This window comes from Streptomyces sp. GDS52, assembly GCF_052246875.1.
GTDB lineage: Bacteria > Actinomycetota > Actinomycetes > Streptomycetales > Streptomycetaceae > Streptomyces > Streptomyces cathayae.
Map to the genome: position 1 here is coordinate 4786481 of NZ_CM125966.1, position 13294 is coordinate 4799774.

Annotated in this window: 10 protein-coding genes and 1 pseudogene; 8 read left to right on the forward strand and 3 right to left on the reverse strand. The window is 70.6% G+C overall.

All coding sequences use genetic code 11. The features are described 5' to 3' along the window. The first annotated feature begins 33 nt into the window (after nt 1-33). From recD2 to ACTWJ9_RS21875, 4 genes are all read left to right on the forward strand, one after another. Complete coding sequence (recD2, locus tag ACTWJ9_RS21860) at nt 34-2286, forward strand: SF1B family DNA helicase RecD2 (RefSeq protein WP_279335935.1); 2253 nt, start codon at nt 34-36, stop codon at nt 2284-2286. A gap of 242 nt (nt 2287-2528) precedes the next feature. Next, a complete protein-coding gene (locus ACTWJ9_RS21865; RefSeq protein ID WP_279335936.1) occupies nt 2529-3818 on the forward strand; it encodes a citrate synthase in 1290 nt (429 codons plus the stop codon). 677 nt (nt 3819-4495) lie between these two features. After that, nucleotides 4496-5071, forward strand: coding sequence for an IS607 family transposase (locus tag ACTWJ9_RS21870; protein ID WP_279335937.1), 576 nt, complete (start codon nt 4496-4498; stop codon nt 5069-5071). Continuing rightward, nucleotides 5064-6704: an IS200/IS605 family accessory protein TnpB-related protein gene (locus ACTWJ9_RS21875; protein WP_443294657.1), complete on the forward strand. Its 1641-nt coding sequence runs from the start codon at nt 5064-5066 to the stop codon at nt 6702-6704. Before ACTWJ9_RS21870 ends, ACTWJ9_RS21875 begins: the two co-directional genes overlap by 8 nt. Nucleotides 6705-6792: 88 nt before the next feature. On the opposite strand, the gene ACTWJ9_RS21880 is transcribed toward ACTWJ9_RS21875, so the two are convergent. Further along, nucleotides 6793-7032, reverse strand: a complete 240-nt coding sequence (locus ACTWJ9_RS21880) for a heavy-metal-associated domain-containing protein (protein WP_279335939.1) — start codon at nt 7030-7032, stop codon at nt 6793-6795. A 261-nt stretch (nt 7033-7293) separates the two neighbouring features. Between ACTWJ9_RS21880 and ACTWJ9_RS21885 the strand changes: the two genes are divergently transcribed. Then, the gene (locus ACTWJ9_RS21885) at nt 7294-8337 is read left to right on the forward strand and encodes a zinc-dependent alcohol dehydrogenase family protein (protein WP_279335940.1); all 1044 of its coding nucleotides are present in this window, start codon (nt 7294-7296) and stop codon (nt 8335-8337) included. 52 nt (nt 8338-8389) lie between these two features. Here the strand turns inward: ACTWJ9_RS21885 and ACTWJ9_RS21890 are convergent, their stop codons facing one another. Beyond that, the gene (locus ACTWJ9_RS21890; RefSeq protein ID WP_279335941.1) at nt 8390-8587 is read right to left on the reverse strand and encodes a helix-turn-helix transcriptional regulator; all 198 of its coding nucleotides are present in this window, start codon (nt 8585-8587) and stop codon (nt 8390-8392) included. Between the two features lie 425 nt (nt 8588-9012). Between ACTWJ9_RS21890 and iolC the strand changes: the two genes are divergently transcribed. From iolC to mmsA, 3 genes and pseudogenes are all read left to right on the forward strand, one after another. Beyond that, complete coding sequence (gene iolC / locus ACTWJ9_RS21895; protein ID WP_443294658.1) at nt 9013-9963, forward strand: 5-dehydro-2-deoxygluconokinase; 951 nt, start codon at nt 9013-9015, stop codon at nt 9961-9963. Between the two features lie 53 nt (nt 9964-10016). After that, nucleotides 10017-10088, forward strand: a pseudogene (locus ACTWJ9_RS21900) (5-deoxy-glucuronate isomerase); the annotation flags it as partial. A gap of 252 nt (nt 10089-10340) precedes the next feature. Continuing rightward, on the forward strand, nt 10341-11843 hold the full coding sequence (gene mmsA, locus ACTWJ9_RS21905) for a CoA-acylating methylmalonate-semialdehyde dehydrogenase (protein ID WP_279335943.1): 1503 nt from the start codon (nt 10341-10343) through the stop codon (nt 11841-11843). Nucleotides 11844-12622: 779 nt separating this feature from the next. Here mmsA and ACTWJ9_RS21910 read toward each other — a convergent pair. Then, nucleotides 12623-13279, reverse strand: a complete 657-nt coding sequence (locus tag ACTWJ9_RS21910; RefSeq protein WP_443294659.1) for a DinB family protein — start codon at nt 13277-13279, stop codon at nt 12623-12625. Nucleotides 13280-13294: the final 15 nt, after the last annotated feature.

The window sequence follows — 13294 nt, forward strand, 5'->3', positions numbered from 1 at the left end:
CACTCTGTCACACCCCACCGGTACGGTCGGAGCATGTCCAACCAGTCCGCGGCGACCCCCGGTGAGCGGCGGCTCGCCACTCTCGAAGGTGTCCTCGAGCGCATCACGTACGCCAATGAGGACAACGGCTACACGGTCGCCCGGGTCGACACCGGCCGGGGCGCCGGCGACCTGCTCACCGTCGTCGGGGCGCTGCTCGGCGCCCAGGTGGGCGAGTCGCTGCGGATGGAGGGGCGGTGGGGGTCGCACCCGCAGTACGGCAAGCAGTTCCACGTGGAGAACTACACGACGCTGCTCCCGGCCACCGTCCAGGGCATCCGCCGCTACCTCGGCTCGGGGCTGGTCAAGGGCATCGGGCCGGTGTTCGCCGACCGCATCACCCAGCACTTCGGGCTGGACACCCTGACCGTCATCGAGGAGGAGCCCAAGCGGCTCGTCGAGGTGCCCGGTCTCGGTCCCAAGCGGACCAAGAAGATCGCCGACGCCTGGGAGGAGCAGAAGGCGATCAAGGAGGTCATGCTCTTCCTCCAGACCGTCGAGGTGTCGACGTCGATCGCCGTGCGGATCTACAAGAAGTACGGGGACGCCTCGATCTCCGTCGTGAAGAACCAGCCCTACCGGCTGGCGTCCGACGTGTGGGGCATCGGCTTCCTCACCGCCGACAGGATCGCCCAGTCCGTCGGCATTCCGCACGACAGCCCGGACCGGGTCAAGGCGGGCCTGCAGTACGCCCTGTCGCAGGCCACCGACCAGGGGCACTGCTACCTCCCCGAGGAGAAGCTGATCGCCGACGCGGTGAAGCTGCTCCAGGTGGACACCGGGCTCGTCATCGAGTGCCTCGCCGAGCTGGCCGCGGAGCCGGAGGAGGGCGAGGACCCCGGGGTCGTCCGGGAGAAGGTGCCCGACCCGCAGGGCGGCGACCCGGTCACCGCGGTCTACCTCGTCCCCTTCCACCGCGCCGAGCTGTCCCTCTCCGCCCAGCTGCTGCGGCTGCTGCGCACCGGCGAGGACCGGATGCCGGGCTTCAGGGACGTGGACTGGGCGAAGGCCCTCGGCTGGCTCAAGGGGCGTACCGGAACCGACCTGGCCCCCGAGCAGGAGGCCGCCGTGAAGCTGGCGCTCACCGAGAAGGTCGCGGTCCTCACCGGCGGACCGGGCTGCGGCAAGTCGTTCACCGTCCGCTCCATCGTGGAGCTGGCCCGCGCCAGGAAGGCCAAGGTGGTGCTCGCGGCGCCGACCGGCCGCGCCGCCAAGCGCCTGGCCGAGCTGACCGGCGCCGAGGCCTCCACCGTCCACCGCCTGCTGGAGCTCAAGCCCGGCGGCGACGCGGCCTATGACCGGGACCGGCCGCTGGACGCCGACCTGGTGGTGGTCGACGAGGCGTCCATGCTCGACCTGTTGCTGGCCAACAAGCTGGTCAAGGCAGTGGCCCCCGGCGCCCACCTGCTCTTCGTCGGCGACGTGGACCAGCTCCCCAGCGTCGGCGCGGGCGAGGTGCTCCGTGACCTGCTGGCGGACGGCGGTCCGGTGCCCGCCGTCCGCCTCACGCGCGTGTTCCGGCAGGCCCAGCAGTCGGGCGTGGTGACCAACGCGCACCGGATCAACGCCGGGCGGCACCCGCTCACCGACGGCATGAAGGACTTCTTCCTCTTCGTCGAGGACGACACCGAGGAGGCCGGCCGGCTCACCGTGGACGTGGCGGCGCGCCGCATCCCGGCGAGGTTCGGCCTCGACCCGCGCCGGGACGTGCAGGTGCTGGCCCCCATGCACCGCGGCCCGGCCGGCGCCGGCACGCTGAACGGGCTGCTCCAGCAGGCCGTCACCCCGGGCCGGCCGGACCTGCCCGAGAAGCGGTTCGGCGGCCGGGTCTTCCGCGTCGGCGACAAGGTCACCCAGATCCGCAACAATTACGAGAAGGGTGAGAACGGGGTCTTCAACGGAACCGTCGGCGTGGTCACCTCGCTCGACCCGGTCGACCAGCGGCTGACGGTGCTGACGGACGAGGACGAGGAGGTGCCGTACGAGTTCGACGAACTGGACGAACTGGCGCACGCCTACGCGGTGACCATCCACCGCTCCCAGGGCAGCGAGTACCCGGCCGTCGTCATCCCGGTGACCACGGGGGCCTGGATGATGCTCCAGCGCAACCTGCTCTACACGGCGGTCACCCGGGCCAAGCGGCTGGTCGTCCTGGTCGGCTCCCGCAGGGCGATCGGGCAGGCGGTCCGCACGGTGTCGGCGGGCAGGCGCTGCACGGCGCTCGACTTCCGGCTCGCGGGCGTCTGATCCGCCGTTGTTGCGGTCCTTCGCCCCGGTCCCGAAAGAAAAATGATCGATCAAATGAGTCGCAAAGGTCACAGGGGCTTCCGGAAGCGCAACGCAGCGGGCAGGATGATGAAGTTGGCGGCACTCAGTGCCGCCGATGGGCCCGATGGTCGACCCCGAGTGCACTCTCCTGAGCCAAGTGGGGGATGGTAGAGACAGTCAGGGCACCTCGAAGATGAGGCACTACGTCGGTGAGGGAAGACGTGAGCGACAACTCTGTAGTACTGCGGTACGGCGACGGCGAGTACACCTACCCGGTGGTCGACAGCAGCGTCGGCGACAAGGGCTTCGACATCGGGAAGCTCCGCGCCCAGACCGGACTGGTGACGCTGGACAGCGGTTACGGCAACACCGCCGCATACAAATCCGCGATCACGTACCTGGACGGCGAGGGAGGCATCCTCCGTTACCGCGGGTATCCGATCGAGCAGCTGGCCGAGCGCTCCTCCTTCCTGGAGGTCGCCTACCTGCTGATCAACGGTGAGCTGCCGACCGTCGACGAACTCAGCGTGTTCAAGAACAACATCACGCAGCACACCCTGCTGCACGAGGATGTCAAGAACTTCTACAAGGGCTTCCCGCGCGACGCCCACCCGATGGCCATGCTGTCCTCGGTCGTCTCGGCGCTGTCCACGTTCTACCAGGACAGCCACAACCCGTTCGACGAGCGCCAGCGCAACCTCTCCACCACCCGGCTGCTGGCCAAGCTCCCGACCATCGCGGCCTACGCGTACAAGAAGTCGATCGGTCACCCGTTCGTCTTCCCGCGCAACGACCTCAGTTACGTCGAGAACTTCCTGCGCATGACCTTCTCGGTCCCGGCCCAGGAGTACGAGCTCGACCCGGTCGTGGTCTCCGCCCTGGACAAGCTGCTCATCCTGCACGCGGACCACGAGCAGAACTGCTCGACCTCCACGGTGCGCCTGGTCGGTTCCTCGCAGGCGAACATGTTCGCCTCGATCTCCGCCGGAATCTCCGCCCTGTGGGGCCCGCTGCACGGTGGCGCCAACCAGTCGGTCCTGGAGATGCTCGAGGGCATCCAGGCCGACGGCGGCGACGTCGACTCCTTCATCCGCAAGGTGAAGAACAAGGAGGACGGCGTCCGCCTGATGGGCTTCGGCCACCGGGTCTACAAGAACTTCGACCCCCGCGCCAAGATCATCAAGGCTGCCGCGCACGAGGTGCTGTCCGCCCTCGGCAAGTCCGACGAGCTGCTGGACATCGCGCTGAAGCTGGAGGAGCACGCGCTCTCCGACGACTACTTCGTCTCGCGCAGCCTCTACCCGAACGTCGACTTCTACACCGGTCTGATCTACCGGGCCATGGGCTTCCCGAGCGAGATGTTCACGGTCCTGTTCGCCCTCGGCCGCCTTCCGGGCTGGATCGCCCAGTGGCACGAGATGATCAAGGAGCCGGGCTCCCGCATCGGCCGCCCGCGCCAGATCTACACGGGCGTGGTGGAACGGGACTTCGTCCCGGTCGAGCAGCGCTGACCGACACCGGTCACCGGTACTACGGACGCCGGACGGCATGCCCTCGGGGGTGTGCCGTCCGGCGTTTTCGTCGGCGGGCCGGGCCGCTCCCCGGCCGCTCGGGCCGGAACCCGGGTCCCGGAAAAGCGAGAAGGCGCCCCACGCCGGTCCCCCCACGGGCCGACGTCAGGGCGCCTTCCCATGTCCCGGTGCGGATTCCCCCCACGGGATCCGGCCGGGCGTCTGTGAAGAACAGCGCCTGAATCGCTGTGTGAGCACAATGAGCAGAACGGAGCCCACGGTCCTCATGCGGTCTGCCGGGACAGCGCACGGTCGGGAGGGCCGCTCAAAGCTCCCCGATGTACGTGCCCCGGCAACGCAGTCTGGGAAAGTCCCCCAAAGACATCCCCAGATGCCAGGTCGCGCCCCCCAAGACGCTTCCCGACATCGCCAACTTAGACCTTCGAACCCCTTCGATGGTTACGTTCACTTCACTGTGATCTGCGTCTCCTGCGTATGTCCGTTACCTGCACAAGGGTCCCGTTATCGCCCATGGGACCCTTGCGTAAGGACGGTGCGTACGCCTTGTGAAGAGCTTATGTGAAAGGTCGTACCGGACTCCAGGGGTTCTCGGCTGCTGTTCCATAAAGCCGAGTGAGTGAGCGTAACCCTGCACGGGTGAGTGTCGTTGTCCGGTTGTGAATCTGACGGAGTGGGCCAGGGCGCAGGGTGTGCACCCGCAGACGGCGTACCGGTGGTTCCGTGAGGGGACGTTGCCGGTGCCTGCCCGGCGGGTGGGTCCGCGCACGATCCTGGTGAACATCGACGCTGTTGCCGTGCCCGCGGCGGTGGGCGGGCTGGGTCTGTATGCCCGGGTGTCGTCGCATGAGCAGAAGGCGGATCTGGAGCGTCAGGTGGCTCGCCTGTCACGGTGGGCGGCGCAGGCCGGTCAGCGTGTGGTGCGGGTCGAGCCGGAGGTCGGTTCGGGGTTGACTGGCCGTCGGCCGGGGGCCGGGCGGCTGCTCGCCGACCCCGAGGTGGCCACGGTGGTGGTCGAGCACCGGGACCGGCTGGGCCGGATGAACACCGAACTCGTCGAGGCCGCCCTGTCCGCGACGGGCCGCCGTCTGGTCGTCCTGGACGACGGCGGGGCCGAGGACGACCTGGTGCGGGACATGACCGAGGCGCTGACGTGGTTCTGTGCCCGCCGGTACGGGCGCAGGTCGGCGAAGAGCCGTGCCCGCAAGGCGCTGGAGGCCGCCGGGCATGGCTGAGCCGAAGAAGAAGCCGCTCAGGGCCATCAAGGCGCCGTTCGTCGCCGACGGACCCACCGGCGTCAGCATCCGCACCCGTCTCAAGGGCCTCACGCCCGGGGACGACAAGGTGTTGCGCCTGGTCGGCGCGCACCTGGGCTCGCTCGCCTCCGCTGATCTCAAGCGCAGGTGTGCTGACAGCCTGGAGCACTCCGCCGACACGTGGGCCGAGCGCAAGCGTGCCCTGACCGCCGATTCCTCGTCCCGTTGGGCCGGTTCGATCACCAAGGCGTCGCACGATCAGTGGGCGCTGTCCCGTCGTGCTCAGCTCGCGCACATCCAGGGGCTGGAAGCGGGCGTCGAGACGATTGCTCACCGGCTGTCCCTGCCCGTGGGTGAGAGGGGATCCAAGCGGGCGCCGGGCGGCTACCGCACCCGGCGGGAGTGGTTCGCCAAGACCCGGCGCCTGCATGTGCTGGAGGACCGGCTGGAACGCGAGCGGTCCGATCGTGCGGCCGGTGTCGTGCACGTGGTGCGGGGCGGGAAGCAGCTGGCCCGCAACCGGCACCATCTGGAAGCCGCCCGGCTCACCGCCGGGCAGTGGCGGCAGCGCTGGGAGGCCGAACGCTGGTTCCTGCAGGCAGACGGGGAGTCGGGCAAGCCCTGCGGGAACGAGACCATCCGCGTCAGCCCCGACGGCGGGGCCGGCATCAAGCTCCCGGCCCCGCTGGCGCACCTGGCCAACGCGCCGCACGGCCGGTACGTCCTCACCGGCCGGATCGACTTCCGGCACCGGGGCCAGGAGTGGGCCGACCGCGTGTCCGCGAACCGGGCGGTGGCCTACCGCATCCACTACGACGTGGACCGTGACCGCTGGTACCTCACGGCCTCCTGGACGATCCCCCCGGTCCAGACCGTTCCCCTGGTGCAGGCCCGCTCGGGTGGTCTGATCGGCGTGGACACCAACGCCGACCACCTCGCCGCCTGGCGGCTGGACGAGCACGGCAACCCGATGGGTGAGCCCCGCCGCTTCTTCTACGACCTCGACGGCACCGCCCAGCACCGGGACGCCCAGGTGCGGCACGCCCTCACCCGACTGCTGCACTGGGCTCGACGCGAAGGCGTCGCCATCGCGGTCGAGGACCTGGACTTCGGCGCGGAGAAGACGCGAGAGAAGCACGGCCGCAAAAAGCGGTTCCGCAGGCTCATCAGCGGCCTGCCCGTCGCCAGGCTGCGGGCACGGCTGGTGTCGATGGCGGCCGAACTCGGCATCGCCGTCGTCGTCGTCGACCCCGCCTACACCTCTCGCTGGGGAGCCGAGCACTGGCAGAAGCCCCTCACCTCGAAGAACCGCAGGACCACCCGTCACGACGCCGCCGGCGTCGCGATCGGAAGGCGCGCCCTCGGGCACCGTGTCCGGCGACGGACGGCACCGCCCCCACACGACCGGAGTGATCGTGTGGGGCATCGGACCGCCCAGGCCGGACACCGTGCCCGGGGGCGTGAGGGACCCCGCCCCCGCGTTCCCGGACCACGGACACGATCCGTGTCGCCGGATGCGGAGCGAACGCGGGCGACCAGGACACCCAACACCGTTCGGGAGGTCCGCAGTGAGCAGGAATGGGTCCAGGACTCACTCCTGCTCACTGACTAGGAACGGTTCATCAGGTCGAGATCTCAATGAAACGCCCTTCGGCGGCGGGTCGGCCGGTGCGGCGGAGGCCGGCCGGGGCACCGTGTCCTCAGGCCTTGCCCGCCAGTTCGAAACCGGCCTCGTCGACGGCGGCGCGGACGGCCTCCTCGTCGAGCGGGGCCGCGGAGACGACGGTGACCACGCCGGTGGCGGCGACGGCCTTCACCGAGGAGACCCCGGGGATCCCGGAGAGCTCGCCGGAGACGGCGCCCTCGCAGTGGCCGCAGCTCATGCCGCTCACCTTGTAGACGGTGGTGACGGAACCCTGGGTGTCGGTCTGGGCGGTCATTGGTTACTCCCTCGTCGAGACGTACGGGGTTGAGGGGGCCCGCGGGGGCCACACGTTCCAGACTATACCCCTAGGGGGTATGAATCCAGGATCGTCGGGACTCTCCCGGATCAAGGAGCCGACCGCGACAGGACGGGGGTCCGCGGATAGCGTTCCGCCGCAAACGGTGATCGCCGGGAAGGGGCGGGGAGGCACCGGGGTGCGCGTACGGCACTCCGCGCCGGCCCCGCACCACCGGCGCGGACGGAAGGCGGGCCGGTCATGCGCGCGGTGGTGTTCGAGCGGTACGGGGAACCGGCCGAGGTGCGGGAGGTCGCGGACCCGGAACCCGCGGAGCACGGGGTCGTGGTGCGGGTCGAGGCCACCGGCCTGTGCCGCAGCGACTGGCACGGCTGGCAGGGCCACGACCCGGACATCACGCTGCCGCACGTGCCCGGCCACGAACTGGCCGGCGTCGTCGAGGCGGTCGGCGCGCGGGTCACCGGCCGGAGGGTCGGCGACCGGGTCACCGTCCCCTTCGTCTGCGCCTGCGGCAGCTGCCCGGCCTGCGCGGCCGGGGACCAGCAGGTGTGCGAGCGGCAGACCCAGCCCGGCTTCACCCACTGGGGCTCGTTCGCCCAGTACGTGGCCCTGGACCACGCCGACGTGAACCTGGTCGACGTCCCCGAGGGCATGTCCTTCGCGACGGCCGCCTCCCTGGGCTGCCGTTTCGCCACGGCCTACCGGGCGGTGGTGCAGCAGGGCCGGGTGGCGGCGGGGGAGTCCGTCGCGGTGCACGGCTGCGGCGGGGTGGGCCTGTCCGCCGTGATGATCGCGGCGGCCGCGGGCGCCCGGGTCGTCGCCGTCGACGTGTCCCCCCGGGCCCTGGACCTGGCCCGGAGGTTCGGCGCGGCCCAGTGCGTGGACGGATCCGGGACGCAGGACACCGCGGCCGCGGTCCGCGACCTCACCGGCGGGGGCGCCCACCTCTCCCTGGACGCCCTGGGCTCACCCGCCACCTGCGCCGCCTCCGTGAACGGCCTGCGCCGCCGGGGCCGACACGTCCAGGTCGGCCTGCTGCCCTCACCGACGGGCACGACCCCGGTGCCGATGGCCCGGGCCGTCGCCCTGGAGCTGGAACTCCTCGGCAGCCACGGCATGGCCGCACACGCCTACCCTCCGATGCTGGAGCTGGTCCGGGCGGGCGTCCTGCGCCCCGACCTGCTGGTGACACGCACCATCGGCCTGGACGCCGTCCCGTCGGCCCTGGCGGCGATGGGCACGGCACCGGGCGCGGGCGCGACGGTCATCGAGCCCTGGAGGTGAGCACCGCCCGCGTCCGCCCGGGGCCGGACGCGGGCGGTGCCGTACGGATCGGCTAGTCCCGGCGGCCCCGGTTGCCGGGCCGGGCCGCCACCCAGCGGCGCACCGTGTCCGCGTACCAGTACGGTTTGCCGCTCTCCACGTGGTCGGGCGGGGGCAGCAGACCGTGCTTGCGGTAGGAGCGTACGGTGTCCGGCTGCACCTTGATGTGCGCCGCGATGTCCTTGTACGACCACAGACGTCGGTCGGTCATGCGTCGTTCCTCCCCGCGAGCACCACGGAGGCGGCCAGGGGGCGGCCGTCAGGGGGAGCCGGGTGCTGCGCTGGCGATCACCCAGCGTTCTGCCCGGTGAACGACGCGTTACGGGACGGGTGGGCGGCTGTGTGCGGGACGTGACGGAAGAACCGCCTGTGCGGGACATCTGTGACAGGGGCGGGGTGTTTGTGACACAAGTGGCACAAAGGCCCTCGCCGGTCCGTCGGCGGGGCGGGTTGATCCGTCCGGGGTGTTCCGGACGAACCGGACGGGTCCGTGGAGGCCCCGTCGAGATCTGGTCCGTATGTCTGGACAAAACATTGACAGGGCTTCGCCGCACGACTAGAAACCGGGGGAGAGCCGTACCAGGACGACCGGGAGCACCGGGCACCGCGACACGGCACGAAGGGAACGCGATCGCGATGGCGTACGACCTGATCACCATGGGCCGCATCGGAGTGGACCTCTACCCGCTCCAGACCGGTGTCCCGCTTCCGCAGGTCACCTCCTTCGGCAAGTTCCTCGGCGGCTCGGCGACGAACGTCGCGGTCGCCGCCGCCCGCCTCGGACGGCACACGGCGGTGATCAGCCGCACCGGCGACGACCCCTTCGGCACCTACCTCCACCAGGAGCTGCGCGGCTTCGGCGTGGACGACCGCTGGGTCACCGCGGTCCCCGGGCTGCCCACCCCGGTCACCTTCTGCGAGGTGTTCCCGCCGGACGACTTCCCGCTGTACTTCTACCGCCTGCCCAAGGCCCCCGACCTGGAGATCGACGCCCACGAACTCGACCTGGACGCCATCCGCGACGCGCGCGTCTTCTGGGTCACCGGCACCGGACTGAGCGAGGAGCCCAGCCGCACCGCGACCCTCGGCGCGCTCGCCCACCGGGCCAAGGCCGGCACCACCGTCTTCGACCTGGACTGGCGCCCGATGTTCTGGCCCGACCCCGACCAGGCCCGCCCCTTCTACCAGGAGGCCCTGCGCCACACCACCGTCGCCGTGGGCAACCTGGACGAGGTGGAGGTCGCCACCGGCGTCCGCGAACCCCACGCCGCCGCCCGCGCACTGCTGGCCGCCGGCGTCGAACTCGCCGTGGTCAAGCAGGGACCGAAGGGCGTCCTCGCGGTCAGCGCCACGGGCGAGAGCACCGAGGTCCCGCCGCTCCCGGTGAACGTCCTCAACGGCCTCGGCGCCGGCGACGCCTTCGGCGGCTCCCTCTGCCACGGCCTGCTCGCCGGCTGGAGCCTGGAGCGGACCATGAGATACGCCAACGCCGCCGGAGCCATCGTCGCCTCCCGGCTCGAGTGCTCCTCCGCGATGCCCACCGAGGACGAGATCGAGGCGGCGGTCACCGCGGGGGCCGTGCGATGACCTACGTGCACTTCGGCCGGGCGCGTTCCGGCCGCACCCCGGGGCACCGCTGACGGCCGGCCCCGGCACCGATCGCCTCCGGCGCGGGAGGCCGCTTTGCTTTGGCAGGAGCGAAGTGCGTGCGATGACTCCCCGCCCGCTACGGCCCCGCGCCGGAGGTCCCCGGCCCCGAACCCACCGGGGCTCACCCGTCCCCACCCACCCGGATTTCCCCCGCCCCACCCACCCCGATCTCCCCCGGCCCGAGTGTCCACGGGGAGACCGGAACGCCCGACAGTGTGTCGGGCGCGCCACGCGCCCGATGCTGATGGGATGAACCTGATGAATCCATGGCACGTGAAGAACCGACGCCGCCCTCTGTGAAGGAGTACTGGGTCATGACGAAGATCGTCAACCACTGGATCGGCGGCAAGACCGCCGAAGGCACGTCGGGCACGTACGGGCCGGTGACCGACCCGGCGACCGGCGAGATCACCACGAAGGTCGCGTTCGCCTCCGTGGAGGAGGTGGACGCCGCGGTCGCCGCCGCCCAGGAGGCGTACCTGACCTGGGGGCGGTCCTCCCTGGCCAAGCGGACCTCCGTCCTCTTCGCCTTCCGGGCGCTGCTGGACGCGCACCGCGACGAGATCGCCGAACTGATCACCGCCGAGCACGGCAAGGTGCACTCCGACGCGCTCGGCGAGGTCGCGCGCGGACTGGAGATCGTCGACCTGGCCTGCGGGATCAGCGTGCAGCTCAAGGGAGAGCTGTCCACGGAGGTCGCCACCCGGGTCGACGTCGCCTCGATCCGCCAGCCGCTGGGCGTCGTGGCGGGCATCACCCCGTTCAACTTCCCCGCGATGGTGCCGCTGTGGATGTTCCCGCTGGCCATCGCCTGCGGCAACACCTTCGTGCTGAAGCCGTCCGAGAAGGACCCGTCGGCCGCCGTCCGCCTCGCCGAACTGCTCTCGGAGGCCGGGCTGCCGGACGGCGTCTTCAACGTCGTCCACGGCGACAAGCTCGCCGTCGACCGCCTCCTCGCCCACCCCGACGTCAAGGCCGTCTCCTTCGTCGGCTCCACCCCCATCGCCCGTTACATCCACACCACCGCCTCGGCGAACGGCAAGCGCGTCCAGGCCCTGGGCGGCGCCAAGAACCACATGCTGGTGCTGCCCGACGCCGACCTGGACGCGGCGGCCGACGCCGCCGTCTCCGCCGCCTACGGCTCGGCGGGGGAGCGCTGTATGGCGATCTCCGCGGTCGTCGCCGTCGGCGCGATCGGCGACACCCTGGTGGAGAAGATCCGCGAGCGCGCCGAGAAGATCAGGATCGGTCCCGGCAACGACCCGGCCTCCGAGATGGGCCCGCTGATCACCAGGGCCCACCGCGACAAGGTCGCCTCCTACGTGGCGGACGCGGCGGGCGAGGGCGCCGAGGTCGTCCTGGACGGCACCGGCCACACCGTCGAGGGCCACGAGGGCGGCCACTGGATCGGCATCTCCCTGCTGGACAAGGTGCCCACGTCCGCGAAGGCCTACCAGGACGAGATCTTCGGCCCGGTGCTGTGCGTGCTGCGCACCGAGACGTACGAGGAGGCCCTGGACCTCATCAACTCCTCGCCGTACGGCAACGGGACCGCGATCTTCACCCGGGACGGCGGCGCCGCCCGCCGCTTCCAGCTGGAGGTCGAGGCCGGCATGGTCGGCGTGAACGTGCCGATCCCGGTCCCCGTCGGCTACCACTCCTTCGGCGGCTGGAAGGACTCCCTCTTCGGCGACCACCACATCTACGGCAACGACGGCACGCACTTCTACACCCGCGGCAAGGTCGTCACCACCCGCTGGCCCGACCCCTCCGACGCCCCCACCGGCATCGACCTGGGCTTCCCCCGCAACCACTGACGGCACGGACCGTCATCCCGGCCGGCCGGGACCGTGCCCACCCCCACGGTCCCGGCCGACCGGGCGCAGCCGCTCCGGGGGCCCGGTTACCCGACTGCCTGACGCGTAGCCGCTGCCCTACGGAGCACCCCTGCGTCGGCGGGGAGATGGTGTCCCGCCGGGTGGTGCAGGGGTATCTGCCCGGTGCTGACTCCGCGGGGCCGGGGACGGGTGTCGTGTGGAAAAGCGTGAGCAGTCAGCGGACAAGTGTCATCCGAGCGCTCAAATGAGCATTATCGGGACAGTGGCGGCCAAAGTGCTCACGCCTTCGGGAAGGTGTGTCACGCCCGGGGCGCGGGCGCCTGTCCTGCATCGCACACGTACGAGGCCGCGACCGACCCGGACGGTAGCGGAAAAGCGCCCGCCCGATCAGTGGGCTGACACGCCGCCACTTGTCACGTGCGGGGAAAGCCCTGACATCGACGGGACCTGCGGATTCGCGCCTTGAGCCCCTACGTCATTCGGCGGGATGCCATCCATGCCCGATGGACGGCCCGCCCGAACGAAGTCGAGATACTCGTCCTGCACGACACCTTGGTCGACCCACCGTCCTCGAAGGGCGCCCGTGCATTCCTCAGCCAGGACCGAAGCGCCCTGCGGTTCCTCGGTCGAGCCGAGGAACCGACCGAACTCTTCTTCCTCGGTGTCCGCCCAGCAGGCCCTGAACGGTGGCGCGGTACGCGTGGCCGGCATCACTGTCTTCGTCGAAGATGACCGGCTCCCCATGCTTCGAGGGCATATCAGGTGGCCGGGCGCTCGGAAATCGCAAGCGCCGGTGGGGGAGCTGATGCCAGGCTGCCTGATATGTCCGACTGAGTCTTGATCGATGCGGCCGACCTGGCGGCCTGCTCGATCTTCGCGTGGTGGGCGGCGCGGGCTTCCTCGTCGATCTGCTTCTCGTGTTCGGCGCGCAGCCCGGTCCGGCCGTCGAGGCCCTCGCGCAGGATGTCGGCGTGCCCGGCATGCCGGATGGACTCGCCGAGTACATGGACCATGACGGCGAACAGGTTCGTGTCGGCATGAGGCTCCGGCCACCACGGCACGTGGCCGGGGGCGTCGAGGGGAAGCTCGTTGATCGTCGCGTCCGAGTGTTCCCACGTGCGCCGGTAGAACCCGATGATCTGATCGCGGGTCTCGTCCTCGGTCGCCCACAGGTCGCTGCCGTCGGAGTCCTGCCACCGGGACAGCGGTTCCGGGGAAGGGCGGTCGAAGACCTCGCCGAAGTACCTGGCCTCGACGGTGGCCACGTGTTTGACCAGGCCGAGGAGGTTGGTTCCGGTCGACGTCAAAGGTCTGCGGGCGTCGTATTCGGACAAGCCGTCGAGTTTCCAGAGCAGCGCCTCGCGGTCCCGTCGCAGTCTCCCGTGCAGGTTGTCCTTCGCGAACTCATCGATCATGCGGCATGAACCTTC